At 61.3% G+C, this 26,950-nt stretch carries 27 protein-coding genes, 1 tRNA gene and 2 pseudogenes; 15 read left to right on the top strand and 15 right to left on the bottom strand.

The annotated features are described in order from the left end of the window. The first annotated feature begins 14 nt into the window (after window positions 1–14). Window positions 15–803 carry an SDR family NAD(P)-dependent oxidoreductase gene (locus EJ077_RS08045; protein WP_208701010.1) on the top strand — a complete coding sequence of 263 codons (789 nt, stop codon included), beginning with the start codon at window positions 15–17 and terminating at the stop codon, window positions 801–803. Between the two features lie 109 nt (window positions 804–912). Further along, the gene (locus tag EJ077_RS08040) at window positions 913–2,091 is read left to right on the top strand and encodes a zinc-dependent alcohol dehydrogenase (protein WP_208701008.1); all 1,179 of its coding nucleotides are present in this window, start codon (window positions 913–915) and stop codon (window positions 2,089–2,091) included. A gap of 219 nt (window positions 2,092–2,310) precedes the next feature. Here EJ077_RS08040 and EJ077_RS08035 read toward each other — a convergent pair whose 3' ends face one another. Then, the gene (locus EJ077_RS08035; protein ID WP_208701006.1) at window positions 2,311–2,583 is read right to left on the bottom strand and encodes a hypothetical protein; all 273 of its coding nucleotides are present in this window, start codon (window positions 2,581–2,583) and stop codon (window positions 2,311–2,313) included. A 122-nt stretch (window positions 2,584–2,705) separates the two neighbouring features. Here EJ077_RS08035 and EJ077_RS32735 point away from each other — a divergent pair. Next, window positions 2,706–3,604: pseudogene (locus EJ077_RS32735) on the top strand (Ku protein). 179 nt (window positions 3,605–3,783) lie between these two features. Here the strand turns inward: EJ077_RS32735 and EJ077_RS08025 are convergent. The 4 genes from EJ077_RS08025 to EJ077_RS08010 are packed head-to-tail and all read right to left on the bottom strand — an operon-like array spanning window position 3,784 to window position 6,189. Continuing rightward, window positions 3,784–4,149 (bottom strand): hypothetical protein, encoded by a 366-nt coding sequence (locus EJ077_RS08025; protein WP_208702934.1) that lies wholly within the window; start codon window positions 4,147–4,149, stop codon window positions 3,784–3,786. Window positions 4,150–4,151: 2 nt separating this feature from the next. Then, on the bottom strand, window positions 4,152–4,511 hold the full coding sequence (locus EJ077_RS08020) for a hypothetical protein (protein WP_208701004.1): 360 nt from the start codon (window positions 4,509–4,511) through the stop codon (window positions 4,152–4,154). Beyond that, window positions 4,511–5,731 (bottom strand): NRAMP family divalent metal transporter, encoded by a 1,221-nt coding sequence (locus EJ077_RS08015; protein ID WP_208701002.1) that lies wholly within the window; start codon window positions 5,729–5,731, stop codon window positions 4,511–4,513. Before EJ077_RS08015 ends, EJ077_RS08020 begins: the two co-directional genes overlap by 1 nt. Further along, window positions 5,728–6,189, bottom strand: a complete 462-nt coding sequence (locus EJ077_RS08010) for a hypothetical protein (protein ID WP_245458670.1) — start codon at window positions 6,187–6,189, stop codon at window positions 5,728–5,730. The genes EJ077_RS08015 and EJ077_RS08010 overlap by 4 nt, the downstream gene beginning before the upstream one ends. Before the next feature lie 231 nt (window positions 6,190–6,420). Between EJ077_RS08010 and EJ077_RS08005 the strand changes: the two genes are divergently transcribed. From EJ077_RS08005 to EJ077_RS07970, 8 genes are all read left to right on the top strand, one after another. Beyond that, on the top strand, window positions 6,421–8,817 hold the full coding sequence (locus tag EJ077_RS08005) for an FdhF/YdeP family oxidoreductase (RefSeq protein ID WP_208701000.1): 2,397 nt from the start codon (window positions 6,421–6,423) through the stop codon (window positions 8,815–8,817). 150 nt (window positions 8,818–8,967) lie between these two features. Continuing rightward, a complete protein-coding gene (locus EJ077_RS08000; protein WP_208702933.1) occupies window positions 8,968–9,528 on the top strand; it encodes a c-type cytochrome in 561 nt (186 codons plus the stop codon). After that, a complete protein-coding gene (gene coxB, locus EJ077_RS07995; RefSeq protein ID WP_208700998.1) occupies window positions 9,525–10,520 on the top strand; it encodes a cytochrome c oxidase subunit II in 996 nt (331 codons plus the stop codon). The genes EJ077_RS08000 and coxB overlap by 4 nt, the downstream gene beginning before the upstream one ends. A gap of 32 nt (window positions 10,521–10,552) precedes the next feature. Continuing rightward, the gene (ctaD, locus tag EJ077_RS07990) at window positions 10,553–12,424 is read left to right on the top strand and encodes a cytochrome c oxidase subunit I (protein ID WP_208702932.1); all 1,872 of its coding nucleotides are present in this window, start codon (window positions 10,553–10,555) and stop codon (window positions 12,422–12,424) included. Then, window positions 12,421–13,023, top strand: coding sequence for a cytochrome c oxidase subunit 3 (locus EJ077_RS07985; RefSeq protein ID WP_127279971.1), 603 nt, complete (start codon window positions 12,421–12,423; stop codon window positions 13,021–13,023). Before ctaD ends, EJ077_RS07985 begins: the two co-directional genes overlap by 4 nt. Then, entirely contained in the window at window positions 13,020–13,328 is a 309-nt protein-coding gene (locus EJ077_RS07980) for a hypothetical protein (protein WP_127279972.1), read from the top strand. Before EJ077_RS07985 ends, EJ077_RS07980 begins: the two co-directional genes overlap by 4 nt. Beyond that, a complete protein-coding gene (locus tag EJ077_RS07975) occupies window positions 13,316–14,194 on the top strand; it encodes a cytochrome c oxidase assembly protein (RefSeq protein ID WP_208700997.1) in 879 nt (292 codons plus the stop codon). Before EJ077_RS07980 ends, EJ077_RS07975 begins: the two co-directional genes overlap by 13 nt. Beyond that, complete coding sequence (locus EJ077_RS07970) at window positions 14,187–14,603, top strand: c-type cytochrome (protein WP_127279974.1); 417 nt, start codon at window positions 14,187–14,189, stop codon at window positions 14,601–14,603. Before EJ077_RS07975 ends, EJ077_RS07970 begins: the two co-directional genes overlap by 8 nt. Window positions 14,604–14,680: 77 nt before the next feature. On the opposite strand, the gene EJ077_RS07965 is transcribed toward EJ077_RS07970, so the two are convergent. The 5 genes from EJ077_RS07965 to EJ077_RS07945 all read right to left on the bottom strand — a co-directional run bounded on the left by EJ077_RS07965 (window position 14,681) and on the right by EJ077_RS07945 (window position 17,945). Further along, on the bottom strand, window positions 14,681–15,604 hold the full coding sequence (locus EJ077_RS07965) for a c-type cytochrome (RefSeq protein WP_208700995.1): 924 nt from the start codon (window positions 15,602–15,604) through the stop codon (window positions 14,681–14,683). A 47-nt stretch (window positions 15,605–15,651) separates the two neighbouring features. Further along, entirely contained in the window at window positions 15,652–16,155 is a 504-nt protein-coding gene (locus EJ077_RS07960; RefSeq protein ID WP_208700993.1) for a DUF6894 family protein, read from the bottom strand. Window positions 16,156–16,167: 12 nt separating this feature from the next. Next, window positions 16,168–16,476, bottom strand: a complete 309-nt coding sequence (locus tag EJ077_RS07955) for a hypothetical protein (protein ID WP_208700991.1) — start codon at window positions 16,474–16,476, stop codon at window positions 16,168–16,170. Between the two features lie 291 nt (window positions 16,477–16,767). Further along, entirely contained in the window at window positions 16,768–17,397 is a 630-nt protein-coding gene (locus tag EJ077_RS07950) for an ATP-dependent Clp protease proteolytic subunit (protein ID WP_208700989.1), read from the bottom strand. Window positions 17,398–17,420: 23 nt separating this feature from the next. Further along, entirely contained in the window at window positions 17,421–17,945 is a 525-nt protein-coding gene (locus EJ077_RS07945) for a ferritin-like domain-containing protein (RefSeq protein ID WP_208700987.1), read from the bottom strand. 191 nt (window positions 17,946–18,136) lie between these two features. Here EJ077_RS07945 and EJ077_RS07940 point away from each other — a divergent pair, with 191 nt between their 5' ends. Continuing rightward, window positions 18,137–18,448, top strand: coding sequence for a hypothetical protein (locus EJ077_RS07940; RefSeq protein WP_208700985.1), 312 nt, complete (start codon window positions 18,137–18,139; stop codon window positions 18,446–18,448). 20 nt (window positions 18,449–18,468) lie between these two features. Here the strand turns inward: EJ077_RS07940 and EJ077_RS07935 are convergent, their stop codons facing one another. Together EJ077_RS07935 and EJ077_RS07930 are read right to left on the bottom strand one after the other, a co-directional pair. Beyond that, a complete protein-coding gene (locus EJ077_RS07935) occupies window positions 18,469–18,798 on the bottom strand; it encodes a low affinity iron permease family protein (protein WP_208700983.1) in 330 nt (109 codons plus the stop codon). A 91-nt stretch (window positions 18,799–18,889) separates the two neighbouring features. Next, on the bottom strand, window positions 18,890–19,399 hold the full coding sequence (locus EJ077_RS07930; RefSeq protein WP_208700981.1) for a pyridoxamine 5'-phosphate oxidase family protein: 510 nt from the start codon (window positions 19,397–19,399) through the stop codon (window positions 18,890–18,892). Between the two features lie 179 nt (window positions 19,400–19,578). Between EJ077_RS07930 and EJ077_RS07925 the strand changes: the two genes are divergently transcribed. Next, window positions 19,579–20,922 (top strand): phospholipase D-like domain-containing protein, encoded by a 1,344-nt coding sequence (locus EJ077_RS07925; RefSeq protein ID WP_245458669.1) that lies wholly within the window; start codon window positions 19,579–19,581, stop codon window positions 20,920–20,922. 333 nt (window positions 20,923–21,255) lie between these two features. Beyond that, window positions 21,256–24,398, top strand: a pseudogene (locus EJ077_RS07920) (GAF domain-containing protein). Between the two features lie 194 nt (window positions 24,399–24,592). Here the strand turns inward: EJ077_RS07920 and EJ077_RS07915 are convergent. After that, window positions 24,593–24,668 (bottom strand) — tRNA-Ile (locus EJ077_RS07915). A 134-nt stretch (window positions 24,669–24,802) separates the two neighbouring features. Here EJ077_RS07915 and EJ077_RS07910 point away from each other — a divergent pair. Further along, window positions 24,803–25,513: an SIMPL domain-containing protein gene (locus tag EJ077_RS07910; RefSeq protein ID WP_127870079.1), complete on the top strand. Its 711-nt coding sequence runs from the start codon at window positions 24,803–24,805 to the stop codon at window positions 25,511–25,513. A 213-nt stretch (window positions 25,514–25,726) separates the two neighbouring features. On the opposite strand, the gene EJ077_RS07905 is transcribed toward EJ077_RS07910, so the two are convergent. Next, on the bottom strand, window positions 25,727–26,113 hold the full coding sequence (locus tag EJ077_RS07905; RefSeq protein ID WP_208700979.1) for a hypothetical protein: 387 nt from the start codon (window positions 26,111–26,113) through the stop codon (window positions 25,727–25,729). 259 nt (window positions 26,114–26,372) lie between these two features. Next, window positions 26,373–26,828, bottom strand: coding sequence for a YcgN family cysteine cluster protein (locus tag EJ077_RS07900; protein ID WP_245458668.1), 456 nt, complete (start codon window positions 26,826–26,828; stop codon window positions 26,373–26,375). Between the last annotated feature and the right edge of the window lie 122 nt (window positions 26,829–26,950).

The raw sequence follows: 26,950 nt of genomic DNA, 5'->3' as shown, positions 1-26,950 counted from the left end.
CCAGGAGCGAAAAGATGACGGAAGCAACAAAACGCGCGGTGGTCACCGGGGCCTCTAGCGGCATCGGCAAGGAGCTGGCCAAACTATGCGCCAAAGCTGGTTATGACCTGATCATCGCGGCCGACGAGCCGGCCATCAAACAGGCGGCCGAGGCGCTTTCATCGCACGATGTGGCCGTGGAAGCGCTTGAGGTCGATCTGGCAACCGTAGAGGGCGCCGATGAACTGATCGCACGGATCGGCAATCGGGATATCGATCTTCTTTTTCTGAATGCGGGGCGCGGCCTCGGCCACGGCTTCCTCGATCAGGACTGGGAGAAGGCTCGTCGAATCGTCGACACAAATATCACCGGAACGATCTATCTCGCCCATCAACTGGCCGCGGGCATGGTCAAGCGCGGTCGCGGCCGTATCCTCTTTACCGGATCGATCGCGGGCTTCATGCCGGGCACGTTCCAGGCGGTCTACAACGGCACCAAGGCCTTCATCGATTCCTTCGCTATCGCGCTGCGGCACGAGTTGAAGGACACTGGGGTCACAGTAACCGTGCTGATGCCGGGCGCAACGCAGACGCGTTTCTTCGAGCGTGCGGAGATGTTGGATACGAAGGTCGGCACCGACGAGAAGGACAATCCCGCCGACGTCGCCCGCGTCGGGTTTGACGCCATGCTGGCGGGCGAGGATCAAGTCATCAGCGGCTTGAAGAACAAACTCCAAGTCGCCGCCGCTCATGTCACGCCTGCGGGCACACTGGCCGAGCAGCACCGCAAGATGGCCGAACCGGGGTCGGCCTCGAGAGGCTGACATCAGGACAACAGCCAAGGTCGCCGGCCCACCGGTAGGCGGACTCGCATGTTTACCATCATAGGCGCGGTGCGATCGAATCGGCCGCCATCCAGCTCAGGAGCAACCGATGAAAGCCCTCACATGGCACGGCAAAGGCGACATTCGCTGCGAACAGGTCGCCGATCCCGCGATCGAGGATGACCGTGACGTCATCATAAAGGTCACGTGCTGCGCCATATGCGGATCGGATCTTCATCTCATGAACGGCTATATGCCGACCATGAAGTCCGGTGACGTCCTCGGCCACGAGACCATGGGTGAAGTCGTCGAGGTGGGCCGCGGTCATTCGAAGTTCATGAAAGGCGACCGCATCGTAGTGCCTTTCAACATTTCCTGCGGCGAGTGCTGGTTTTGCAAAAGCGGCCTTTTCTCGCTGTGCGATCGCTCCAACCCCAACGCCAAGCAGGCCGCCAAGGTCATGGGGCAGTCGCCCGCCGGCCTGTTCGGCTACTCGCATCTGGTGGGCGGCTACTGGGGCGGCCAGGCCGAATATCTGCGCGTTCCCTTCGCTGATGTCGGACCTATAAAGGTGCCGGACGGAATGGATGACGAGCAAGTGCTGTTCCTGTCCGACATCTTTCCGACCGGCTACATGGCGGCCGAGAATGCGGAAATCCAGCCGGGCGACACTGTTGCGATCTGGGGCTGTGGTCCGGTCGGCCAATTCGCCATCCAAAGCGCATGGATGCTCGGTGCCGGTCGCGTTATCGCAATCGACAAGGTTCCCGAGCGGCTTGCCATGGCTCGGGACCACGGCAAGGCCCAAACGCTCGACTTCAGCAATTCCGACATCTATGACGCGTTGATGGCGATGACGGACGGTCGCGGTCCGGACCGCTGCATCGACTGCGTCGGCACCGAATCTGATCCAGGCGCCAGTTTCGACGCCATGGTCGACAAGGTGAAGGCGGCTGTCTATCTCGGAACGGACAGGCCGCATGTGTTGCGCGAGGCCATTTATTGCTGCCGCAAGGGCGGGACGGTCTCTGTCCCCGGTGTCTATATCGGATTGGTCGATCATATCCCCTTTGGCGCCGCGATGAACAAGGGGCTTACCTTCCGGATGGGTCAGACCCATACGCAGCGCTACCTGGAACCGCTCTTGACCAAAGTTCAGGAGGGCGCGATCGACCCCTCCTTCGTCATCACCCACAGGGCGGATCTCGAAGCAGGGCCCGACCTCTACAAAACCTTCCGCGACAAGCAGGATGGCTGCATCAAGGTGGTGATGCGGCCCCATGGCTGAGCCGGATCCAGCTGTCCCTCAGCCAAGCGTCACCATGCCGGAACGGACAGACCTACAAAGCCGGCGAACCGCGACATAGACCAAAGGCAAGTGGACCTCTCCAGGGAGGATTGGCCAAACCGCACTATGCGCGATGTCGTCCAGCCAAGCGCCGCTGCGCCTTTCGCATTGACCGACCAAGCTCGAACGGTCGTCCGTTTGGACCGGCACAGACGGACCTCAATGATTCTTGTCGCGGTCGACGAACTTGTTGAAGCGGCTGGTCTGGCCGCCGCCGGTCTTGTCCTGGTAAAGGAAGGCAAGGTCGTTGTCGTCGAAGATGCGAAAGAACTCGTCCCATTCGATCGCTTCGAACGCTTGCTCCGGTTCGCCGAAATCGATCCTAAGGACACCGCCTTCTCCTCGCCCGCGAACCACAGCCGGCCTGCCTTTGCGAGCCTCGGCCCATTTGCGGATTTCGTCATGGTCAGTGGTGGTTTGCGCTTGCGACATGGGTAATCTCCTACCGGTATTGAGCTGGTGACATCGAGGCGTCGGCGGTCGAGCGCCTAACCTCATCGCGACGGCAATGTTCCGCCGGAATTGATGGATGCCTTGATCGCCTCGGGGCGCAGATGGCGGGCTTCGCTGGAACAATTGCGGGTGGCGTCCGTTTGTTGGCCATCTGCCATCGAGGAACCCGCATGACCGCGCCACGAGCCGCCTGGAAGGGCTTCTTGAAAGTCGGATCCGTCACATGTGGCGTGAAGATCGTCGGCGCCACCAGCGAGGCGTCGAAGGTCCATTTCAAAATCCTCAATCGCAAGGACGGTTTGCCGGTAAAAAGCGCCTACATCGATGAAGCGACCGAAGAGGAAGTCGAGCCTGAGGATCAAGTAAAGGGTTTCGAAATCGACAAAGACAGCTACATCCATGTCGAGCCCGATGAGCTCAAAAGCTGAAGCTAACATCGGACCACACGTTGGAAGTCGGAGAATTTGTCGACCTCGGCGATGTCGACACGCGCTATCTTGAAAAGCCGTATTACCTCATCCCCGCCGACGGCGCTGCCGCCCAGGCTTTTGAAGTCATCCGCAAGGCCATGGACGAGAAGAAGGTCGCGGCACGCTCGTGCGTCGTGCTTTACCAGCGTGGCCGCGAAGTGCTGATTCAGCCCTTCGGCAAAGGCATGCTTTTAACTGAGCTGCGCAGCCACGGCGAGATGATTTCCGAGCAAAGCGTGTTCGCCGATATCAAGAAGGTCGAATACGATGCGGACCTGATCGAAATCGCCAGCCTGCTGATCGACAAGAAAGTGACCAGCTTCGATCCGTCGAAATTTGAAGACACCTACGAGGACGCGCTGATCGCGATGATCGAAGCAAAGCGCAAAGGCAAGGCGCCGCCAAAACCGGTCCCAAGGCCGAAGGAGAACGTCGTCAACCTGGCCGAGATCTTACGCAAGAGCCTGGCGCAAGAGAACGGCCAGTCGAAGAAAGGCAAAGCCGCGAGGTCCCGAAAGCGGTCGGCCTAGAGCATTTTGCTGTTTACGGTCTAATTGTTTGTTTTGACGCAACTCCGGACGACAGAATGTTAGCGCTTTTCCTGGGATAGCTTCGGTTACGACGCTCCGAGCCTGCCCGCTTCAGCTTCGCGCTCTACCGATGGCGGGGCGCTGGCGGGGCAGGAATCCTCCAGTCCGGCTTGATGCTTCTAGCTTTTCGGCTCTTCGGAGCGTCCCTTACTTCGGCGAGGTTCGGCTCCGCCCTTCATGTGGGAGAGCTCGTTCATCGGACATAGCAAACGTGGCCGCTTCGGATCCGAGATATCGAGCATATCCCAGGGGATGCGGTAGAAGCCATCTCGCCGGCGCAGCGTGAAAAGATCGAGGAACGCCGTCCCGACGGTCGAGGCGGAAAGCCGCTCGAACGCGGCATAGATACCAACGTGGAATTCCTTGACGACGAAATCGCCGCCGACCTGTTCGGCGAGTATCTCCTCTATATGACCAATGCTTTTGCCCCGTAGCGACAGCACGCGACGGCCGGCAAGATATTCGAGGTTAACGGTGACGGTCATGCTCACGCCCCCGGGATGCGACCGATGACATGAGTGCGCAACCAATCCTGCCAGTCGAAGATCGCTGTCTCGTCGACATCGATGTCGAACTCTATATCGAGGCCGACGTCTCGGACCTTTTTCCAGGCGATCCGGTGCGGCTCGCCATGGCGCTCGCCGCCAAGCCATGCGGCAAGCCGGGCTACCCAGCGGCCGGGCCGCGTACCTAGGCGACGCGCAAGGGTGATCGAGCCGAGCTCGGCCGCGACAATCCGGGGCGGCTTTCCGGGCCGCAGCTCGGCAACCAGCCCGTCGACCTTGCCGATCTTCACCCCCTTCCGGTCGAGTACTTGTTTGTCGAGGACATCGCGCAGCAAGTTCATCATACGTCTCCGAATATCTGCAGCGGAATCGTCACCACCGCGAGCACGAAGGCGAGCGTGATGATGAAGATGACGGCGGCGTTTGAGACGATGCCGTTGCGGTGCTCGCCGACATAGCGCTCGTCGTTGAGCAGAAAGAGGAATGGAACCACGGTCAACGGCAGGCTGGCGGCCGTCAGCGCCATCGAGAATATGGTGAGCTTGAGCGGGTCGAGTCCCAGCATGATGGGAATGGCGGCCAGAAACAATGAAACGGTATAGACGGTGCTGAACCCGGGATCGTCACGGGGTTTGAGATCCTCACCCCAATCCCAGCCGAAACCTTGCGCCACCAGATAGGCCTGTTGCAGCCCGACTTCGACCGCCGCGCCGAAGCAGGCAATGCCGAGCGAAGCGACGAACAGCACAAAGCCCCAAAAGCCGAATATCGGTATAAGCATCAGTGGCAACTGGTGATAATCGTCCACCTGCACAATGCCATGCGTTGCAAGCACGAGCGCAGATACGACCAGCACGCCGACCGAGATCGTGCCGCCGAAGGTCATGCCGAGCCAGGCAATCGCCCGGTTGACCCCAAGATAGCTCTTGTCCCATTTGTCCTCGATCGCTCCCGAGGAATAGAACATGAACAGGTATGGCGATATCGAAGCACCAAGAATGCTGACCGCCATGAACCAGTAGTTTGCCGCGTCGTGCGCCGGCAAAGAGGGCACGGCGCCAGCCGCGACCGCCTTCCAATCCGGCTTCAGCATGACCGCGCCGACGACGAAACACAGCGTCACCAGACCGAGGATCGAGACGCCTTTCTCGATCAGGCCGAACGTGCCTTTCCAAAGCATCAGCCATGCCAGCAGGGCAGCCGGCAGTGCCCACCACTGAAAGCCTATGCCGGTGGCCAGTTCCAGCGCGACCGAAACACCGCCGATCTCTGCCGACATGACCAGGAAGTTGACCAGCAATGTCGCGAGCAAAGGCCACAAAAAGACTTGGAAGCCAAACCTTTCCCGAATTCCGTCGGCAATCGTGTGCTGGCTCACAGCAGCAAACCGGCCGGCCATTTCGACCAGAAAAATGATGCAGAGCGTGCCGAGAACCACCGCCCAGATCAGGTGGAAACCGAAGGTCGCGCCTGCCTGGGCGGCAGTCGCCATCGACCCCACTTCGAGGAAGCCGCCGACGCTGGTAACGACGCCGAGCGATATTTCCAGAAGCTTCTTCATGGTTTCGGCGCAAAATATCTGGCGTAAGCGGCAGCCAGGGCGCGGGCAGCCGCCTGAGCGTCGTCCTGTGCGTTTCGCACCTCTGAGCGGCTGCCGGTTTGCACTCCCGCCTCGGCCCGCGCCACTGCATCAGATATCTGCTCCACGGCGGCGGCCAACGCAGCCTGTTCGGCAGGTTCCGCCGATCCCGCGGACCTGAGTTGCGACTGGACGTCGGCAAGCGTCTTGCCGACGGATTGCAGGGTGCGGAGCGCATATCGGGACGGCGCCTCGCCTGCTGCCCAGACATCAAGCGTCATCGCCACCGTCTGGGCCGCCGATGCGGCAGTTCGCGATTGCTGGTCGATCTGATCGGAAGGCGAACATGCGGTGCAAATCGCAAGCGTCAGCAACCACATGGGGCCAAGAGGGCCAGCTTGGCCTTTGCCGTCGATTGCAAGGCATTGGATGCGCCACACGGTAAGCTCCCCGCGCCAGAGACAAGCATCCGGCGTTTTGCCTTGACCTAGCGCGCCGCGACAGTGCGTCAACGGGACCGAAGTCCTGCAGGCCCTCGTATCGGGCCTGGCAAGTCGGCCTGTAGCCTGAACACCCGTAGCCAAGTCACATGACGGAGGAACAATCGTCGCTGCGGCAAGTTGGATCGTTGCAATACATCGTCAGTCGCTTGGGCAGGGAAAGAGACGAAAATGACTTCGGAAACGCGTCGCTCGCCACGCAAACCGTATGGCGGACCGGCCGGCGGCTGGGGCTCCGCAAAATCTGTCACAGCAATCACAGTCCAGGAACACGTGCCTCTCAAAGGGCCGAAGCTGCTGGCGGTGCAGAACAAGCCGGAAGGCTATATGTGCGTCAGCTGTGCCTGGGCGAAGCCGGCCAAGACGCACCCGCTCGAGTTCTGTGAGAACGGCGCGAAGGCGACGGCTTGGGAAGTCACGTCGCGGCGCGCCGGCCCAGATTTTTTCGAGAAGCACACTCTGGGCGAACTGGAACGCTGGGCGGACCATGATCTGGAGGAACAGGGGCGGTTGACCCATCCCATGCGCTGGGATGCAGCCACGGACAGGTACCTACCGGTGGCGTGGAGCGAAGCATTCGCCGAGATCGGACGGGAACTGCGTGCGCTCGATCCGCGGCAGGTCGACCTCTACACCTCAGGGCGCGCCTCGCTCGAGACCAGCTACATGTATCAGCTGTTCGCTCGCATGTATGGCAGCAACAATCTGCCCGACAGTTCGAACATGTGCCACGAAAGCTCGTCGGTGGCTCTTCCCGAAAGCATCGGCGCCTCGGTCGGCACGGCGATCCTGTCGGACTTCGAAAACACCGACTGCATATTCTACATCGCCCAGAATGTCGGAACGTCGTCGCCTCGCCTGCTCCACGACCTTCAGGATGCAGTCAATCGCGGCGTAAAGATCGTCACCTTCAACCTGCTTCACGAGCGTGGCCTGGAGCGCTTCGTCAATCCGCAATCGCCCGTCCAGATGCTGACCGGCAAAGAGACGAAGATTTCGTCGGAATACTACCAGGTCAACAATGGCGGCGATATCGCGGCGCTGTTTGGCGTCTGCAAGGCGCTGATCGAGGCCGACGACATTCTGAAGGCCTCCGGCAAAAGCATCGTTGCGGGGGAGGATGGCAAGCCGAAAGATCCCGGCAATGCGGCAATGGTCGCGTTCGCGGCCTCAATGCGCGCAGCCGACAAGAAACACGTGCTCGACCACGATTTCATCAATCAGCACACGACCGGGTTTGAAGAATTCGCTGAGGCGTGCCGTGGTCATCGCTGGGAGGAACTGGAGCGTGTCTCCGGCCTCAGTCGCGACCAGATGATGCAGGCCGCTGCGACCTATGCCAACGCCGATGCAGTGCTGTCCGTCTATGGCATGGGGCTGACGCAACATCTGATGGGGGTCCAGAACGTCCATATGGTCTGCAATCTTGCCTTGCTGCGCGGCAATATCGGCAAGCCCGGGGCAAATATCTGCGCCGTGCGCGGGCATTCCAACGTGCAGGGCCAGCGCACCGTCGGGATCACGGAAAAGCCGGGTCTCGTCCCATTGGACAAGCTCGCCGAGCTGTATGGCTTCCAACCGCCGCGCTGGACCGGCCGCTCGACGGTGGAGACATGCGAAGCCATCATGAATGGCCAATCCCGTGCTTTCATCAGCCTCGGCGGCAATTTCCTGAAAGCGGTCCCAGATACCGACGCAATGGAAGAGGGATGGCGCAAACTGCGCCTGAGCGTTCAGATCGCGACGAAGCTCAACCGTAGCCATGTCGTGCACGGCGAGATCGCCTACCTGCTCCCCTGTCTGGGGCGTATCGAAGTGGACAAACAGGCGACAGGCCCTCAAGCGGTCTCCATGGAAAGCTCCATCGCCCATTTCCATGGGTCGCGCGGCCAGGCTCAACCCGCGAGCACGGAACTCCTTTCGGAACCGGCCATCGTCGCCGGCATCGCCAAGGCCACGCTCGGTGACACCAAGGTTCCATGGGACGCCTGGGTCGGCAACTATGCCGAAATACGGGACGCCATCGAGCGCACCTACCCGGAAACCTTCAAGGACTTCAACAAGCGGCTTTTCAAACCGGGGGGCTTCGCCAGGCCGCTGCCGGCGCGCGAGCGCAAATGGGTGACACAAAGCGGCAAGGCGAATTTCATCACGCCGGAAAGACTTTTTCCGGAGCTGGGGACTGAGCGGAGCGCCGATGTCCTCCATCTCGCGACGCTTCGCTCCAACGACCAGTTCAACACCACGATCTACGGTTACAGCGACCGTTTCCGCGGCATCAGCGGCACGCGCCGGGTCGTGTTCCTGAACCGAAAGGACATTGCGCGTCTGGGGCTCGCCGAGGGCGAGAACGTCGACCTGACGACAGCAATCGACGCGGCGACAGCTCGCACGGTGACCGAACTGAAGGTCGTCGCCTATGACATCCCGAAAGGTTGCTGCGCGGCCTATTATCCAGAGACGAACCCGCTGTTCCCGCTGGCTCATCACGACCCCAAGTCGAAGACGCCTTCCTACAAACTCTTGCCGGTCCGTCTCAGCCGATCGCCCACCGCTCCGGATGGTTGAATTTCAGAGCGGTATCCTTCCACCAGGACCGCTCTATCTCTTTGTTTAACGCAATTCCTGGCCGAACCGCTTAGTCGTTCCTGGAATTGCTCTCGGGCGGAGGGCCGCTTGGCAGAGAAGGTTTCCAGCTTTTCGAAGGCAGCGTTCGCGCTGGCGGGCCTTCTGTTCTTTGCCGCCTCTGGCGCCATTCTGGGGTGGTTCGGGGAGCCGAGAGAGCTTCGCCTCGACCCGCCCGTCGCGGCCGATCTCGACCGCTTCAAACTGATGCCCAACGGCATCAGCGGATCGCCACCTGAGACTTACTTCGCAATCGGCAAACCTTATGAATCTGACGCCTGGAACCTCAGCCAGGGCAAGCGGCTTTATGCGTGGTTCGGTTGCGGCTCGTGCCATGGCGACGGCCGTGGCGGCGTCGGTCCCTCCTTCCTCGATGGCTGGTGGCTTTACGGCCCCGAAATGGTCTCGATCGTCGCCTCCATTCGGGACGGCCGCCCGCATGGCATGCCAGCCTTTCGCGACCGGATGACCTCGGAACAGATCTGGCAGCTTGCCGGGTATGTGCAGACGATCGGGTCCTACAAGCCGAAGGTGGCCGCGCCGAGCCGCAACGACGACAAGCAGACCCGCCCGGCCGAGAATCGCGGTCCGGCGAAGATACTCTTCGACGAAGGGCCGGCGGGCGTTCACCCGGACCAGGGGCCGACACCTTGAAGACGCACCGCGCCCTCCCGCTATCCGTCCTTGTCCTCGCGTCGGGCTGCGGCGGCTATCAGTCGGCGCTCGGCGCCAAGGGCGCACCGGCCATCCATGTCGAGCACCTCATCGTCGGCATCGTCGCGGTATGCACGGTCATCTGGATCCTTGTCATGATGATACTTGTGCTGGCGCTCGTGCGTGCACGCCGCAGCGTTGCGAGCCAAGCGGTCGGATCCGAAAAGCCGCTGACCGTGGCGGTATCGGCGGCGATCGCCGCGACCGTTGTCATCATCGCCGGGATGACCATCGCCAGCTTCTACACCACGCGCAACATCGGTCTTCCCGACAGCACCGCCCTGACCATCACCGTGCGAGGACAGCAATGGTGGTGGCAGGTCTTTTATGCCGATTCCCCGGCAGGCCCTGGCTTTCAGACCGCCAATGAAATCCACATACCCGTCGGCAGGGATGTGCTGCTCCGGCTCGAAAGCCCCGACGTGATTCACTCCTTCTGGGTGCCGAGCCTCGCGGGCAAGCAGGACCTTGTCCCCGGTCGGACCAACAGCCTGCTGCTCAGGGCTGAAAAGCCGGGCGTCTATCGCGGGCAATGTGCGGAGTTCTGCGGCCTCCAGCACAGCCACATGGCCATTCTGGTCATCGCCGAAACCCAGGCCGCCTTTGAAGGCTGGGCCGCAACCCAACGCCTGGACGCTGCCGGGTCGGCCGATCCCGACATAACCGCCGGGCAAGCGTCCTTCATGGCAAAACCCTGTGCTGCCTGCCACACGGTCCGCGGCACGCCTGCCGGCGGCACAACCGGGCCTGACCTCACGCATGTTGGCGGCCGGCGGACGATCGCCGCCGGGCTGCTGGAAACCACCCGCGGCTCGCTGGCGGCCTGGATAGCCGATCCGCAGACGCTCAAACCCGGAAACAACATGCCGATGGTTCCGCTGACGAGCATCGAGCTGCGAAATATCTCCGCCTATATGGAGAGTCTTAAATGACGCAGGATGGCGACGGGCTCCGTGACAGTTCAATGGAAGCGTCCGAACTCCACCGTCGCCTCACGGCGATCTGGTCGACGCCGTCCGGGCTGTGGGGCGCGCTGTCCACGGTCGATCACAAGATCATCGGCCGGCGCTACGTCACCACGGCCTTCGTCTTCCTGGCCCTGGGTGGGGTGCTGTCGCTGTTGATACGGCTGCAACTCGCGCAACCCGAAGCCCGCTTCATCGGCCCGGATCGCTACAATCAGATCTTCACGATGCACGGCACGAACATGATGTTCCTCTTTGCCGTGCCCGTCATGCAGGCAATGGCGATCTATCTAGTGCCGTTGATGGTGGGAACGCGCAACATCGCCTTCCCCAGGCTCAACGCGTTCTCCTACTGGGTGTATCTCGCTGGCGGGCTACTGCTCTGGATCGCTTTCGCTGTCGACACCGGTCCCGATGTCGGGTGGTTCGCCTATGTACCCCTCGCCGGCCCGGAGTACGGCGCCGGAAAGCGGGCCGATATCTGGGCGCAGATGATCACCTTCACCGAGGTGTCGGCTTTGGCCGTGGCCGTCGAAATCGTCGTTACAGTCTTCAAGCAACGCGCACCGGGCATGTCACTCGACAGGATTCCGCTGTTCGTCTGGTCGATGCTGGTCACATCGTTCCTAGTCATCATAGCGATGCCGGCGATCATGGTCGCCAGCACCTCGCTCATTCTCGATCGCCTCGTGGGCACGCATTTCTTCAACCCGGCCGAAGGTGGCGACGTGCTGTTGTGGCAGCACCTATTCTGGTTCTTTGGGCACCCTGAGGTCTACATCATCTTCCTGCCGGCGGTGGGGATGGTTTCGACGATCGTGGCGACATTCACGCGGCGGCCCGTGTTCGGCTATCTGGGCATGGTCATGGCCCTGATCGCCACCGGCGTCCTGGCGTTCGGGCTATGGGCTCATCATATGTTCGTCGCTGGGCTGCCGCGCCTCGGGGAGAGCTTCTTCACCGCTTCAAGCATGGCCATCGCCGTTCCGGCGGGGCTGCAGATCTTCTGCTGGCTGGCAACGATGTGGGCCGGCCGGCCCGTGTTCAAGACGCCGTTCCTGTTCGTCATCGGCTTCATGGTCATATTCGTCATCGGCGGCCTGACCGGGGTGATGGTGGCCTCCGTTCCCTTCGACACGCAGGTTCACGACACCTATTTCGTCGTCGCCCATTTCCACTATGTGCTGGTCGGCGGCGCGGTGTTTCCGTTGCTGGGCGCGGTCTATTACTGGTTTCCGAAGTTCACCGGGCGAATGATGAGCGAGACGCTTGGCCGCTGGATATTCGGCCTGATCTTCACGGGGTTCAACCTGACTTTTTTCCCCATGCACATTCTTGGCCTGCAAGGCATGCCGCGCCGCATCTACACCTACCAGCCGGAGATGCCCTGGTCCGGTTTGAACCTGTTCATCAGCCTAAGCGCCGTCATCCTCGCATTGGGTTTCCTGCTGTTTTTCGTCGACGCCATACGCAGCGCCAGATCAGGATCCTTGGCGCCAGCCAATCCTTGGGGCGCCAGGACGCTGGAATGGGCAACCTCGTCGCCACCGCCCCCCTACAATTTCGCGCGGCTGCCGGTAGTGGATCGCCTCGATCCCTTGTCCGATGACATCGAAGCTGTGCCGGTCGCCAGCGGACTGCGGGTCGACCGCCGGGAACTGCTGACCAGCAGCGTCGTTCACGCATCGCCGGAAGCGCGTGAGGCATCGCCCGGAGACTCCATCTGGCCGCTATGGGCGGCGCTGGCAAGCACGCTGATGCTGATCTGGTCGATCTTCAGCCCATGGGCCGTCGTATGGGGCTCGATACCGCTGGCGATCACGCTCATTGGCTGGTTCTGGCCGAAAGGCGTGCCGGAGGATGAAGCATGAAGGACAAAGTCGTCATCGATCTCGCCCACCTTCCTCCGCATGGCCTCGGCACGGCGAGCCAGAGTTGGTGGGGGACCCTGGCCTTCATGCTGATCGAAGGCACCGGCTTTGCCTTGGCGATCGTGGTCTATCTCTATCTGATGAGTCTGGCGCCGCAGTGGCCTCTCGATGCCGCACCGCCTGACCTGGTGGCGGGGACGACGCTTACGGTGTTCCTGGTTCTGAGCGTGCTGCCCAACATCCTCGTCAACCGCTGGGCGCGCCAACAGGATCTTCGCAAGGTTCGCATCGGGCTGATTGTCATGTCGCTCGTCGGCATTGTGCCGCTTATCTTGCGCGCTTTCGAATTCCCCGCAATGCACATCAAATGGGACCAGAATGCCTACGGCTCGATCGTGTGGGTCATGCTCGGCCTCCACACCACGCATATCCTGACCGATCTGGTCGAGACCCTGGTGCTGACCTGCCTGATGTTTTCACGACACGCCGACAATCCGCGCCGCTTCGGTGACGTCAACGACAATGCGATGTACTGGAACTTCGTGGTCGCGACGTGGTTGCCGATGTATGCCTGCCTTTATTGGGTCCCACGGCTTTGACCAAAACCTGGCTAAGACACATCGGACTTCTGCTTCCCCTCGCGGCCTGGGGGCTCAGCACCCAGCTTGGGCAGGTCACGCCCTATTTGGATTGCCGGCAGAATGTCTCTTGGACCGCGATCTTCTGCGGCCTTCTGATCGTCTTCGCGATCGCAGGCATCGTCGTGTCGCGAGTTGGATTGCAAGGACTGGGAAAAACCGGTCGATTCGTCGTCGATACCGGCTTCCTTATCGCGCTCGCCTTTTTGTTCGCGCTGGCCCTGCAGGGGACGGCCGCAATGGTGCTGGACCCATGCCAACGCTGATCCGCACGTCAATCCTGTTCATGGTCGCGACTCCGGCCATGGCGCATGGCGACGAGACGCATGGTGCTGGAGGGTCCTGGACGTTCGATCCATGGATCGTCACGCCGCTCGCGGTCCTCGCTATACTGTTCGGACTGGGCGTGACAGGGCTGGCGTGGCGAACCAGACGGCCCGGCGCCACGCTGATCAGTGCGCTGCTTTATGCCGGCGGCTTGCTGACGCTCGCCGGCTCGCTGATGTCCCCACTGCACTGGCTGGGGGAACATCTTTTCACCTTCCACATGATCGAGCATGAGATCGTCATGGCCGTCTCGGCTCCGCTGATCGTCTTCGCGCGGCCGGCCGGAATCCTGCTTTGGGGATTGCCCAGGCGCGCGCGCCACATGGCTGCTGCGGCAATGCGCTCGCCCCTGCTGCGACGGCCATGGGATTGGTGCACGAGCGCGGCGAATGCGACGATCCTTCACGGCGTGGCCATCTGGGCGTGGCATGTGCCGATCCTGTTCGACACGGCCGTGACAGATGCGACCCTGCACCGTTTCCAGCATCTCAGCTTCCTCGCCACGGCGATACTGTTCTGGTGGGCGATGGTCTGGAGAAGCGACCATGGGGTCGCCGCGTGGCATCTGTTCGTGACCATGATCCACACCAGCGTGCTCGGGGCGTTGATGGCGTTGGCGCCGCGCGTGCTCTACGTCGCGCAGACGCAGACGGCCATGGCGTGGGGACTGACACCCCTGGAAGACCAGCAACTGGCGGGCATGATCATGTGGGTACCGGCCGGCACCATCTATGCGGGTGTGGCAATGGTCATGCTGGCGCTCTGGATCCGTGGCTCAGGCGACAGGGGGATGCAAAATGCCTGACCATCCTGCCTTTATCTCCGGCCCGGTCGGCTTCATCGCCGTGACCGTTCTTGCTGCGTCGGCCGCGCTTGTCGCGACGAATGTCGTGCGCGACAACAACACCAAGGCGGCCACCGCCAGGATGATGACCGGCGGCAATGCCGACCATGCTCCAGAGATTTTCCGTCGCTACGGTTGCTCGGGTTGCCACACCATCCCCGGCATAGAAGGTGCCGACGGCCAGACCGGCGCGCCGCTGACAGAACTATCGAAGCGCGTATACATTGCCGGCGTGCTGGAAAACCGTCCCGACAATCTCGTCGCCTGGATCGTCTCGCCGAAAACCTTCTCTCCCCGAACGGCAATGCCCGTAACAGGAATCTCGGAGCGAGAAGCCCGCGACCTGGCCGCGTATCTTTACGCTCAATGACGCCTACCCGGCGCGCCGGCCTGGCGGATCCTGGTAGTCGTAGACCGGAAAGCAGATCGACCCGCGACCGTGGGGCCTTACGGATGCGGCGTGGCTACGGCCGACAGGGCTTTGATGTAGCGTGCGATCGCCCGACGGTCGCTGTCGGGCAACATGGCGGTGTTCTTCACGACGTCGGCCATGGACGATCCAACCCGGCCGTGATTGGGCGTCTCGCCGGTTTCGAGCATGGTGGCGATGTCATCCTCGGTCCATTCGCGCAGTCTTGCCTGGGTGATGTTGGGAACGAAGCCGGTGCCTTGCGGGTCGACACCGCCCGCAAACCGCGTATCCGGTTTGATCGCACCGAAAACGTTGCGCGTGGAGTGACATTCGGCGCAATGAGAGACCGTTTCAACCAGGTAGGCACCCCGGTCATGCACGGGATCTCCAGTGAGGTGGCTGGCGTTCTGTCCTTGGCGAAAAAACATCAGCTTCCATAGCCCGACGGACCGGCGGATGCGGAAAAGAAGCTTCGGGCGGTGCGGCGGCGCGCGCCCGGCCACTTTGGGGAGGGTCCGTAAATAGGCGTACAGATCTTTTACATCCCCCACCTTCATCCCGGTAAAACTCGTATAGGGAAATACCGGATAATAATGCTCCCGCGAAGGCGAGACGCCGCCGATCAACGCGTTCGCAAGATCCGCGACCGTCCACGCCCCAATGCCGTCCACTGGATCGGGGGAGATATTGGGCGGCCGAAATGTGCCAAAGGGCGAGGCGAGCGCCAAGCCGCCTCCGAGTTTCAAATCATCGGGTTGCCCGGGAGTTGTATGACAGGAAGCGCAGCCACCCGCAGCGAAGACAAGCTGGCCGCGCGCTGCATCGCCGGCCTCAGAAAACAACGGATCATCAGGCGAATACGGCGCCTGAACTTCGGTCAGATACCACAAAGTGGCCGAAGCGAGCCCCGTGGCCGCCAGAACCGCCACAGCAAGTGTAGGCCAAGAGGGCAGTCGCATTGGGACTTTTCCGCCGTATCCGCGCACGGCCGGATCTGTGCAGGCCGTCAGCGATCAGCTGAGGGCTCATCAGGGCCGGACTTGCTGGTTTTTCGTGGATCGACGGCGGCAGCCTCCCGCTGCAGGTCAGCGAAGTCGACAGTCGCCACCACCGTGCCATGTTCGTCGCGCGCACGCACGGCCCATCCGAGCGGCGCTTCGCCCCGTGACAGTGCGTCTTGCCACAGGTCCTCGGCGGAGCGTTTGCATTCCTCAGCAGCTGCCTGAACGCTTGGAAACGACAAGCCGGTTACCGCGCGGATCCGGCCCTTTTCCTGGTATTCGAGGGTGTACAGGGACGCCTCCCGGTTGTTGGGCTCGGAGGGTCCGTTTGGGGCGCCGTCCTCGAATTGGGCCGCATGGAGCAGCATGACCTTGGCCCTCGCAATCAACTCGCCGTCGGACAGGGTCGTCGGGGCGTCCAGGGTCACTGCGATCTGTTCGCCTCCCTCGCCCTGGAACTCCACCACCGGACTGCCGGCATGGTCGACAGTGGTAGCCACGATTTGCATGCGATCCTCCTGCTACATCTGGTCGTTGTAAAGCGTCTTGGTCTTGCCTACCTGCCGGGCCAACTCGCCGAATGACGGGACTCCGGCTTCGTACTGCCCCCGATTGGCCAACAACAAAAGCCGCAGCGGAAAACAGATCGCGTCCCGGTTGGCGGGTGACATATCTTCGTAAACGCGCTCATCGCTGGTCACGGAGGCTTCGGCCTTGCGCAAAGCCACATCGATGTCATCGACCGACAACATGCCGCGATGGACGAGCGCGCTGTTGATTGCCGCGACCGCCATCATTAGGCCTTCGAGTTGGAGGTTCGCCGCGTTCATGTCCGATCCTTGACGTAGGCGCCGGGCTGACGACCCGATTTCGGCGCCTTGGCGTCTTTCGAATGCTCTGAAATGGCCGGCCCAGCGCCGGAGACTTTCTCCGTTGCCGGAGACGGCGTGGGATGGCGGCTCTGCCTTACCGCCGAGCGAGACCCGGGGACCGGAGCGGCTGGGACCTTGTCTGAGGGCATCACGGGACTCCTTGAATTGGCCTATCGAAACTTCCTATGCGAACGGAGGTTCCACCGTCGAAGCGGCAGCATTCTGCGTGTCGGCCGTTACCAAGGCCCGCTAGCGTAGCACGCCGGCCACGATCCCCAACTCGAGAGCCTCCCTGGCGTGGATGTAACAGTTTTTGGTCGCCCGCCGATAAAGCTCATCGGGGCTGAGCGTGCTTCCGGCGACGAGTTCGGTGAAGCCCTCCTTCTCCAATTGCTCCGCTGTCTCGAGCAAAGCCAGCTGCTCGCGAATGATCTGGATGCAAGACTTCATCGGGCCGTTAAGGGTTATGTTCGTCTCCATGCGCCGTTCATGCACAAGCAGAACCGCGTCCTCGGTAAGGAAGCGGCACGGCTTCGGGAAAGCGGCAAACACAGTCACGCCAGCCGAGTAGACATTCGTCTTGCCGACGCAATAAGCATTGCGGCCGCTGTGGCGACGAAAGAGCCGGACCTCATGAGCTATGCGTCGCGCCGCGTCGGCATCGCCGCCATTGGTGTTCAGTTCCATCAGCATGTCCTGGCCACTATCGCGCACGTCTTGGAGGCGCCCAAGGAAGAAAGGCACCGTGCCCTCGTTGATCAGGCCGTTGATGGAAATGTTGGGCTCGAACAGCAGCTGCCGTTGGCTCGGGCCCTGGCCCCACGGCATTGCCTCCTCACGTGCGCCCCGCTCGGGTCGCGCGTCTTCATGGATAGTCATGTAGCGTTCCTCGATCGAGCCAATCAGGCCGCTTCTTGCAGGGCCCTTTGATTGACGCCCGCATCACCGAGCTTCGTCAGCGCTTCATCCGTCGCCTTCTCTTCCTTGAGCGTCTGCTCCAAAAGCGGAACCGCATCCTTCAGGCCAAGCAGGCCCGCCCAGGTCACCAAGGTCCCATAGCGGGCGATCTCGTAGTGTTCGACGGCCTGCGCTGCGGCTGTGAGCCCGGCATCGAGGGCCGGCGCATTCTCGAACTCCTCCAGGATCTCCTGCCCTTCCTCAAGAATGCCGTCGATCGCGGGGCAGACCTTGCCTTGGGCTCGCTTGCCGAAAATGTCGAAGACCTGCTGCAGGCGTTCAACCTGGGCCTCGGTTTCATCCCGATGCTTCTCGAAAGCGGCGGTCAGTTCGGCGGACTCCGCGCCCTTTGCCATCTTTTTGAGGGCGGCGAGTATCTTGCGCTCAGCGTAGTAAATGTCCTTCAGGCCGTCGTAAAACAGGTCCTCCAAGCCTTTCGCGTTGGCTTCCGATCGCTTTCTTTCTGCCATCTCTCTCTCCTGCTCCATTGGGCGTGCCAGGCACGCTGCAATCCAACCACCAGGCTGCCGGTTTGTTCCTCGTCGGCGCCCTCTCCGCTTTCTCGGCACGTAGCCTTTCGCCTTAAGCTGAGGTGGCTGGCTCACAAGGGGCTATTGGAACCATGATGCCGGGGAGAAGTTCGGCGGCAGGAGGTATCATCATGTTCCCGACCAGAAGAACGCCATCCGAAGATCGAGGCGATGTCCAGGCAGGCAAAACGCATGACAAGACGCCCGGCTTCGACCCCGCGGCAGCGCCCTTAGAAACAGATGCGGAAGCCGCCGACACACCGGGTATCGCTGCTGCGGCTCCCTTGCGCGAGCCGGATTTCACCAACCAGGCTACCTTTGCCAATGCAATGCGACCGGTGGAAAGCGGGCCGCGCCCGCGCCGGAATTGGCCGTTACTTGTCATCGCGGCGGTCGTAGTTGTAGCAGCGGCGATTTTCGGCATCGCCGCTTCGATGGGCTGAACGTTCCGCACCGATCAATGTCAGCGGTCATTCTGTCGCCGCTTTCGCTCGGCTTCGATCTCTTCGGGTTCCTTGTCGTCGATCTTGGCTGTCGTGCTGTCCGCCTTCGTAGAGGCGCGCAGCAGCTCGTCGAGCTTAGCATGCAAGGCTTGAGTATCCCGATGCTCGGCGCGCTGTATGAACAGCGTCATCGCCCAGGTCGCCAGCGTCGCCACACCATGCCAGTCGAGACTGCTGCGTTCGAAAATCAGCCAAAGTCCGGTGTACGCAAAAAACACCAGAAAGGCGTACGGCCGCGACGTCACCGTACCGATCTTGGTAATGGCGCTCCTCACCTGATTGTTTGCCATTGTCATCGATCTCGAACGTCGCGCTACAAAGTCGACGACTCATCAGAGGCAAGGCCGCTTCCGGCTTCCGCAACAAGCCTCACCGGGACTTTCAGAGTTGCACCTTGGCATTGTCGCCGACATCAGGTTTGGTCCCGGAAACTGCGGCGAAAACCATCTTCGCGGTGGCCACGACAAACCCTGGGCTGTCCCACAATTCGCCTTCGTCCGGCGTGACCTTGATAAGCCTAATTTCAGGATCGCTGGCGCTTTCCCACCAGGCCTTGTCGGTCTTTTCCCAGAGCTCCGCGATTTTGCCTCTGTCGTTTGTCACCGTAGCCGACCCCGAGATCGTAACGTATTTGTAGTGGCTGCTGTCGCTCCAGGCCAACGTCACCTTGGGATATTTTGCCAGCTGCTCGTTCTTGGCGCTGTCCTCATTGACGAGGAAATAGATGGCACCCTCTTCCCTCCTGACGCGCGCCGAGAGAGGACGGGCGCGATTGTATTCCCCGTCCCACGTCACAAACATGCAGATGTCGATATCTCTGGCGAGCTCCCAAATCCGGTCCGTGGCCTGGACCGGGGTCAGGTCACTATCTTGCTCTTGATCGTGGGTCATGAGTTGTCCTTCGGAACAGGGTGATTTGCTACAACTCCGGGAGTGGTCTCGGCGTTCCACTTCAATCGCCGAGCGACACCACGCGGACCGGACCCAACCCGGCCCATTCCATCCGGGAACCCTCATCCCAATCTAGAGTTCTTGTCGGGCGAATTCACCGTTTGGACATGGCGAGAGACGTGCGGCCGAGCATCTTTGGAACGCGATCTGCTATCAGAAAGGCGGTCGCCGCCCGAACAAAGCTTGGTCGCTGGCTCGATAAACTCAAATATCTTGCGGTTGCCATCACCGCAGGTTTGGTCACGCTGGCGGCGATTAACCTGATGCCGGATCCACGGGCGCTGCGGGCCATCGTCCCACACGTTTTCGATGCCGAGGATCCCGCATTCGCAAGGAGCATGAGCAGCTATTCAAACGGACAGATGTTCGATGCGAACGCCGTGCAGACCCTGGTCAATGGCGACGAGATCTTTCCTGCGATGCTGCGAGCCATCCAAGGGGCCCGCTCCAGCATCGATATGGAAACCTACATCTATTGGTCTGGAAAGGTCGGCTACGACTTCGCGACGGCCCTGGCCGCGAAGGCGCGAGAAGGCGTCGAGGTTCGCGTGCTCGTCGACTGGGTCGGCAGCCTTCCCTTCGACGAGGACCTTATCCATATCATGACCAGCGCCGGAGTGCGGTTTCAGCGCTATCGGCCCGTCCACTGGTACACGCTGGATCGCGTGAACAACCGGACCCACCGCAAGCTGCTCATAGTCGACGGGAAGATCGGATTTACCGGCGGGGTCGGGATCGCCGACAACTGGCTGGGAGACGCACGCAACCCGAACGAGTGGCGCGACACGCACTACCAGATCGAAGGACCCGCCGTCTCCGCTTTCCAGGCGGCGTTCGCCGAGAACTGGCTCGAGGCCGCAGGCGAGACCCTGCAGGGGAAGAAATTCTACCCGCCACCTGAACCGGCGGGATCGCTCAGCGCGCAATTGATCCTCGCTTCGCAGCCGAACGGCTCGGAAAACATGGAGCTGATGATGCTGGCCGCGATGGCTGCCGCCAAGGATCATCTGCGGATCGGAATGGCCTATTTCGTTCCCGACGACATTGCGATCCAGCAAATACTGGACGCCAGGAAAAGAGGGGTCGCGGTCGACGTCATCGTTCCCAATTCTTTGACGGATGTTCCCATCGTTCGAAAAGGCTCGCGCTATTTCTGGGGCGAATTGCTCGAGGCGGGAGTGCGCATCCACGAGTTTCAGCCGACAATGTATCACCCCAAGCTGCTGATCGTGGACGATGTGTGGGCCAGCTTCGGTTCGGCCAACCTGGACGAGCGGTCGCTGCGTCTAAACGACGAGGCCAATCTGAACATCTACGGCAAGGATTTCGCACAGACGCAGATCGATCTGTTCAACCACGACCTTGGGCGGTCTAGACAAATCAGCCTCGAGGAGTGGCAAGCGCGGCCGTGGACTGAAAAGGTGACGGACTGGCTGGCGAGCAGACTGCACTCGCAGCTGTAGCGTCTGTGCGGACGAACCACCCTATGTAAGCCTCTGATCGAACAGGTGAGGCAGCTGACCAGCGGCAAAGCTGCGGATGGCGCCGCTCCGGGCTTTCCTGAGGATTATCGCGATTTCAAACTATAATCCTGAAGACCAGAGCCTCGTCTTGGTTCCGAAATCTGCGCGGCTCGTCCAAGAAACTCCCTCGGGCCGCTGCCCAAGAGGCAACATCAACATCTGGATACACTATAGATAGAATTGCAGTGCACGCGATGGGAGTTGTGCGCTTGGGCTTCGACGGAACCCTTATGCACTCCAGCGCATTGATGGCGCGCCACGGTTGGGGAAGCAATGGGGACTATCGCACATCAGCCAGGACAGCTGCGCCTGGAGCTTCTAGCTGAGCTTGGGGATCGCATTCGGGAAATTGCCGATCCAGCCGATCTGGCTTATGCCGCCGCCGAATTGCTGGGGCGGCACCTTGGTGTAAGCCGTGCCGGCTATGGGACGGTCGACCTCGAAAAGGAAACCATCTCGATCGATCGGGACTGGAATGCCGCCGGCATCAAAAGCCTGGCCGGCACTTTGCAGTTTCGCGATTATGGCTCCTATATCGAAGACCTGAAACGCGGCGAACTCGTCATCTTCGAGGACGCCGAGACCGATCCCCGGACCAGTGATCGGGCTGGAGCTCTCGAAGCAATAAGCGCTCGCTCTGTGGTCAATATGCCGGTTTCCGAGCATGGCCAGGTGGTCGCCCTGCTTTACCTGAACAACGCCGCTCCCAGGCAGTGGACGGAGGAGGAGATCACCCTCATTTCTGAGGTCGCCGAGCGCACGCGCACCGCGATTGAACGCCTGCGGGCGGAGCGAGCGCTGCGCGACAGTTCGCAGCGATTGGCGTTTCTCGACGGTTTAGGAAAAGAAATCGCGATCGCGAAAGATGCCGATGCCGTGATGGCGATCACGACCAGGCGGCTCGGCGAGCATCTTGGCGTTGCCATTTGTGCCTATGCAGACATGGAGGCCGATCAAGATCATTTTACGATCCGGGGGACTGGAGTGCGCCGGGATCGCCAAGCATCGTCGGCTATTACAGCCTTAAGGATTTCGGCAAGCTCGCGGTCAGCAATCTAAGCGCGAACAGGCCGCTCATCATTAACAACAACCTGATCGAGATTGACCCCACCGAAGCCAAGACCTTCCAGGCTATCGGGATAACAGCCACGATCTGCATGCCGCTGGTCAAGCAGGGCCGTCTCGCCGCCCTGATGGCCGTTCATGACAAGAAACCTCGCGTCTGGTCCGACCGCGAATTGGCCTTACTGACGGAGGTGACCGAACGCTCATGGGCTCACATCGAACGTGTCCGCTCCGAACAGGCCGCCCGAACCTCCGAGGAACGGCTAAGGCTTGCGACAGACGCCGCTGCAATCGGCATCTGGGACTACGATCCGGTGTCTGGCACGCTTCGCTGGGACGGCCGTTGCAAGGCGTTTTTCGGGCTGCCTCCGGAGGCGGATGTTTCCTATGAGGATACCTTCCTGGCAGGCCTGCACCCGGACGACCGCGAGCGTGCCGACAACGCCGTGCGCGTCGCGCTCAAGCCCGAAGGCTCGTCCCGTTTTGATATCGAATATCGCACCATCGGCCTTCAGGATGGAAAAGAGCGATGGATAGCCGCCACCGGCGATGCACTTTTCGACAACGGACGAGCTGTGCGCTTTGTCGGCACGGTAATCGACATTACATCGCGAAAGCGCGTTGAGCGGCAGCTCCAGGTCATAAACTCCACCGCGGCAGCCGTGGCGGCTGAACTGGACGTAAGCGTTATTGTCCAGACCGTAACGGACGTTGGTGTCGAGCTCACCGGAGCGCAATTCGGTGCATTCTTCTACAATGTCATGGACGAAAACGGTGACAGCTACATGCTGTACACTTTGTCCGGCGCACCACGGTCTGCGTTCGAGAACTTTCCGATGCCGCGCAATACCGCGGTTTTCGATCCGACATTCCGTGGCGAGGGTGTGGTTCGTTCCGACGACATTCTGCTGGACCCTCGATATGGCAAGAATACTCCGCGCAAGGGAATGCCAGAGGGACACCTTCCTGTGCGGTCTTATCTGGCGGTACCGGTCACGTCCCGCTCGGGTGAGGTATTGGGCGGGCTCTTCTTCGGGCATTCCGAAACGAGCGTCTTCGGTTCAGAACACGAGGCAGCGATCCTTGGTTTGGCTGGGCACGCGGCCACGGCAATTGACAATTCACGCCTATTCAAGGCGTTGCAGACCCTCAATTCAACGCTTGAGCAGCGGGTCGTCGAAGCGGTCGCGGAGCGAGCCATGGCGGAAGGTCACCTGCGCCAGGCCCAGAAGATGGAAGCGGTCGGCCAGCTTACCGGAGGCATTGCCCACGACTTTAACAACATGCTCGCCGTTATAATCGGTGGCTTGAACCTGGTGCAACGCAAGCTCAGGAATGGCGATACGAACGTCAACATGTTCGTCGAAGGCGCCATCGAGGGGGCGCAACGTGCGGCCGAACTCACCAAACGGCTCCTTGCGTTTTCTCGCCAGCAGCCCCTCGCCCCCAAGGTCATGAACCCCAACCGGCTGGTGTCCGAGATGAGCGAATTGCTTGGTCGAACCCTCGGGGAGCCTATCCAGATCGAGACTGTCCTTGCCGCTGGCCTGTGGCAGGTCGAGGTCGACGCCGGACAATTGGAAAGCACCTTGCTCAACCTGTGCGTCAATGCCCGTGACGCGATGCCAGCTGGGGGCAGATTAACGATCGAGACCTCCAACGCTCATGTGGACGAACGGTTTGCCAGAGAAAATGGCATCCCGGCCGGACAGTATGTGCTCCTGTCGGTCACCGACACCGGAATCGGGATGTCTCCGGAAGTCATCGCACGGGCTTTCGATCCGTTCTACACCACGAAGTCGGTCGGCAAGGGCACCGGTCTCGGGTTAAGCCAAGTCTATGGCTTCGTTCGCCAGTCCGGCGGCAGCGTCAAGATTTACTCCGAGCAGGGCGTCGGGACCACGCTGAAAATCTATTTGCCCCGCTCGCACAAGAGCGCTCCCGAAGTAGAGGCGGCAAGACCACCAGTTGAACACACAGGCAGCATCGCCGAAGTCATCATGGTCGTTGAAGACGAAGATCGCGTCAGGTCTATGGCAGTCGAGGCACTTCGAGACCTCGGCTATTCGGTTCTCGAGATGCGTAGCCCAATGGAAGCACTGACGGCGCTGGAAGGCGGCACGGTGCCATCCCTACTCTTCACCGACGTCGTGATGCCCGAAATGTCGGGACGCGAACTGGCAGACAAGGTGAAGCTCGTCCAACCTTCGTTGAGAATTCTATACACGACGGGCTACACGCGCAATGCCATTGTCCACAATGGTACACTGGATTTCGGGACAGAGCTTCTCAGCAAGCCATACACCATCGATGAACTCGCCGAAAAAATCCGCAAGGTTTTGGACAAATAAGAATTTGAATGGCCGGACGCTTATCTGAACACCTCGATTGTCAAACGAGGATGCCTCCCGGGGTGCGCGGAGTTGATTCGCGCGTTGGCCCGGAGCGAACGCGCGGCGCGCGTAGGCTGCCTTGGCTCAAGTTCAATGGGCGTGGGCAAGGCGTGTGGGCAAAGGCCAATTTTTCGCAATGAAATTAAGGACTATGGTGGGCCCGGAGGGACTCGAACCCCCAACCAAGCGGTTATGAGCCGCCGGCTCTAACCATTGAGCTACAGGCCCCACGCGGGCTGGATTAATGTTTTTCGCATCGCCGCACAAGGCTTTACCGGCGGGCTTTCGCAGATCGCCCAAATCAACCCATAATCGCGCTCTACGCGACCCTTGCGACCTGATCGCAGACCAAGGAGATTTTCATGACCAAACATCTTTTGCCACTCGCGCTCGCCGCTGCAATCGCTTTTCCGGCGATGGCTGGAGCCACCGATCTGCCGACGCCGCCCCGCATCATCGTGTCCGGCGAGGGCGAAGCAACCGTAGCCCCCGATCTGGCGATCCTGACGCTCAGCGTCATGCGCGAAGCCAAGACCGCGCGCGCCGCGCTCGACGCCAACAATGACGCCATGGCCGCCGTGATCGCCGCGATGAAGGCCGCCGGCATCAAGGATCGCGACCTGCAGACCGCGGGCATCCAGATCAACCCCCGCTACAACTACACCAACAAGCCCGACGGCAGCCAGGAGGCCGAACTCGTCGCCTATCAGGTGACCAACACGCTTTCGGTGCGCGTGCGCGACGTCGACAAGACAGGCGAAATCCTCGACAAGGCGGTGTCGCTCGGCGTCAACCAGGGCGGCGGCATCGCCTTCACCAATGACAATCCGGCGGCCACCGTCACCGAGGCGCGCAAGAAGGCTGTCGCCGACGCCACGGCCAAGGCCAGAACGCTGGCCGAGGCGGCCGGCGTCAGCCTCGGCCGGGTGCTCGAGATAACGGATCAGAACATCAGGCCGGCGCCAATGCCGATCAACGCCAAGGCCTTCGACGCCGCGGCCGGGGCAGCGCCGGTGCAGGCCGGCGAGAACGCTTACAATGTCCAGGTCACCGTTACCTTCGAACTGAAGTAACGGGGTGAGGCGATGGCCGGTCCTGCCGGCCATCGTCCACCCCCATCGTCCACCCCTTGGCACGCATGAAAACGCCGCGGGATCACTCCCGCGGGGTTTTTTTCGAGCCGCACCCGTCAGACAGACAGGGGCTCCTCTAGTCCAGACCGACCTTCATGGAAGGTCGTGTCTCCAGGCTGGTCTTCGCAGAAGATCAGCCTCCAGGCCTAGGCCTCAGCGATAGATAACCGGGCAACCGCGTTCGTTGGCGAACACGATGACGACGCGGTCGCCATCCTGGCGGCCCATGACCTTGACCGTACGGCGGCTCACGTCGACGATGCGGGCACGGTAGAGGCCCATGCGCTCGGCCTTGTCGAGGGCGCGATCCGGCGAGCAGCCGCGGCGCCAGCCGTCGCGGCGCCAGTCGTCACCGCGCCAGTCGTCGCGGCGCTCGTCCCTACGGTGGCGATAGCCGTCGTCGCCGGAATAGACGCCGAAGCGCGGATCCTGGTTGTTGCCGAAGCCGAGATAGAGGCTGTCGGCATGGGCGGGGATGGCCGTCAGCGCCCCGAGGCCGACCAGAGCCGAAAGCGCTGCCGTCTTGATCGTGGTGTACATGGTTCTCTCTCCTTGTTGCGGGCTTGCGCCCGTCCTCGTGAAACCGATGGCGGGAGAATGCACTGGCCTGCCTGAACTGTTTACGAACTGCCCGTTCATCCGCGGTTCATCTGACGCCAGCGGGCAAAGCCGCGGCCATTCGCAAATCCCTCGCCGGCCAAATCTGTCGCCGGCCAAATCCCTCGCTGGCATTAAACAATATCGCGCCCAACGCCTCCCTTGGTTCCCGACAGGCAAACTCCTGCCGATGTCCTGCGCGTCAGGGCTCGTCATCGAGCATATAGTCAAAATAGTCTTCCGGCTCGGCAAGGTCGGTCTCGCTGGCCTTGACCCGGCCGCGCATCGAAATGCCGGCCTCGTGCACGGTCTCGGCACTGCCCGAGACCAACCGGTGCCACCAGTAAAGGTCGCGGCCCTCGGCCACCAGCCGGTAGGCGCAGGTGCTGGGCAGCCAGCTGATGGTACGCACATTCTGCGGCGTCAGGCCGACGCAATCGGGAACGCGCGCCAGCCGGTTGGCATAGTCGGCACAGCGGCAGCTTTCGGCGTCGAACAGCCGGCAGCCGACACTGGTCCAGTAGATTTCGCCGGTGTCCTCGTCCTCGAGCTTCGACAGGCAGCACTTGCCGCAGCCGTCGCAGAGCGATTCCCACTCCGTGGGGCTCATCTCTTCCAGCGTCTTGGTTTTCCAGAACGGCGTTTCCATTTCCGGCATGTGGCCTCAGCCGACGCCGACGTCAAGCGCTGCAACAGCGGGAAATGGCGCGATAACTCGGTCGAATGACACGAATTTGCCTTTAAAAGGCCGGCCAATAGCCCCTTACGGCCCCTAACGAT

Source organism: Mesorhizobium sp. M8A.F.Ca.ET.057.01.1.1, from assembly GCF_003952565.1.
Classification (GTDB): domain Bacteria; phylum Pseudomonadota; class Alphaproteobacteria; order Rhizobiales; family Rhizobiaceae; genus Mesorhizobium.
This window is presented reverse-complemented; position numbering and strand designations above follow the sequence as displayed.

What these genes read in the sequence shown, in the direction of transcription:
- EJ077_RS08045 (WP_208701010.1), top strand. Translation starts at nt 15, where the DNA reads ATGACGGAAGCAACAAAACGCGCGGTGGTCACCGGGGCCTCTAGCGGC.
- EJ077_RS08040 (WP_208701008.1), top strand. Translation starts at nt 913, where the DNA reads ATGAAAGCCCTCACATGGCACGGCAAAGGCGACATTCGCTGCGAACAG.
- EJ077_RS08035 (WP_208701006.1), bottom strand. Translation starts at nt 2,583, where the DNA reads ATGTCGCAAGCGCAAACCACCACTGACCATGACGAAATCCGCAAATGG.
- EJ077_RS08025 (WP_208702934.1), bottom strand. Translation starts at nt 4,149, where the DNA reads ATGACCGTCACCGTTAACCTCGAATATCTTGCCGGCCGTCGCGTGCTG.
- EJ077_RS08020 (WP_208701004.1), bottom strand. Translation starts at nt 4,511, where the DNA reads ATGAACTTGCTGCGCGATGTCCTCGACAAACAAGTACTCGACCGGAAG.
- EJ077_RS08015 (WP_208701002.1), bottom strand. Translation starts at nt 5,731, where the DNA reads ATGAAGAAGCTTCTGGAAATATCGCTCGGCGTCGTTACCAGCGTCGGC.
- EJ077_RS08005 (WP_208701000.1), top strand. Translation starts at nt 6,421, where the DNA reads ATGACTTCGGAAACGCGTCGCTCGCCACGCAAACCGTATGGCGGACCG.
- ctaD (WP_208702932.1), top strand. Translation starts at nt 10,553, where the DNA reads ATGGAAGCGTCCGAACTCCACCGTCGCCTCACGGCGATCTGGTCGACG.
- EJ077_RS07985 (WP_127279971.1), top strand. Translation starts at nt 12,421, where the DNA reads ATGAAGGACAAAGTCGTCATCGATCTCGCCCACCTTCCTCCGCATGGC.
- EJ077_RS07975 (WP_208700997.1), top strand. Translation starts at nt 13,316, where the DNA reads ATGCCAACGCTGATCCGCACGTCAATCCTGTTCATGGTCGCGACTCCG.
- EJ077_RS07970 (WP_127279974.1), top strand. Translation starts at nt 14,187, where the DNA reads ATGCCTGACCATCCTGCCTTTATCTCCGGCCCGGTCGGCTTCATCGCC.
- EJ077_RS07965 (WP_208700995.1), bottom strand. Translation starts at nt 15,604, where the DNA reads ATGCGACTGCCCTCTTGGCCTACACTTGCTGTGGCGGTTCTGGCGGCC.
- EJ077_RS07960 (WP_208700993.1), bottom strand. Translation starts at nt 16,155, where the DNA reads ATGCAAATCGTGGCTACCACTGTCGACCATGCCGGCAGTCCGGTGGTG.
- EJ077_RS07955 (WP_208700991.1), bottom strand. Translation starts at nt 16,476, where the DNA reads ATGAACGCGGCGAACCTCCAACTCGAAGGCCTAATGATGGCGGTCGCG.
- EJ077_RS07950 (WP_208700989.1), bottom strand. Translation starts at nt 17,397, where the DNA reads ATGACTATCCATGAAGACGCGCGACCCGAGCGGGGCGCACGTGAGGAG.
- EJ077_RS07945 (WP_208700987.1), bottom strand. Translation starts at nt 17,945, where the DNA reads ATGGCAGAAAGAAAGCGATCGGAAGCCAACGCGAAAGGCTTGGAGGAC.
- EJ077_RS07940 (WP_208700985.1), top strand. Translation starts at nt 18,137, where the DNA reads ATGTTCCCGACCAGAAGAACGCCATCCGAAGATCGAGGCGATGTCCAG.
- EJ077_RS07935 (WP_208700983.1), bottom strand. Translation starts at nt 18,798, where the DNA reads ATGGCAAACAATCAGGTGAGGAGCGCCATTACCAAGATCGGTACGGTG.
- EJ077_RS07930 (WP_208700981.1), bottom strand. Translation starts at nt 19,399, where the DNA reads ATGACCCACGATCAAGAGCAAGATAGTGACCTGACCCCGGTCCAGGCC.
- EJ077_RS07910 (WP_127870079.1), top strand. Translation starts at nt 24,803, where the DNA reads ATGACCAAACATCTTTTGCCACTCGCGCTCGCCGCTGCAATCGCTTTT.
- EJ077_RS07905 (WP_208700979.1), bottom strand. Translation starts at nt 26,113, where the DNA reads ATGTACACCACGATCAAGACGGCAGCGCTTTCGGCTCTGGTCGGCCTC.
- EJ077_RS07900 (WP_245458668.1), bottom strand. Translation starts at nt 26,828, where the DNA reads ATGCCGGAAATGGAAACGCCGTTCTGGAAAACCAAGACGCTGGAAGAG.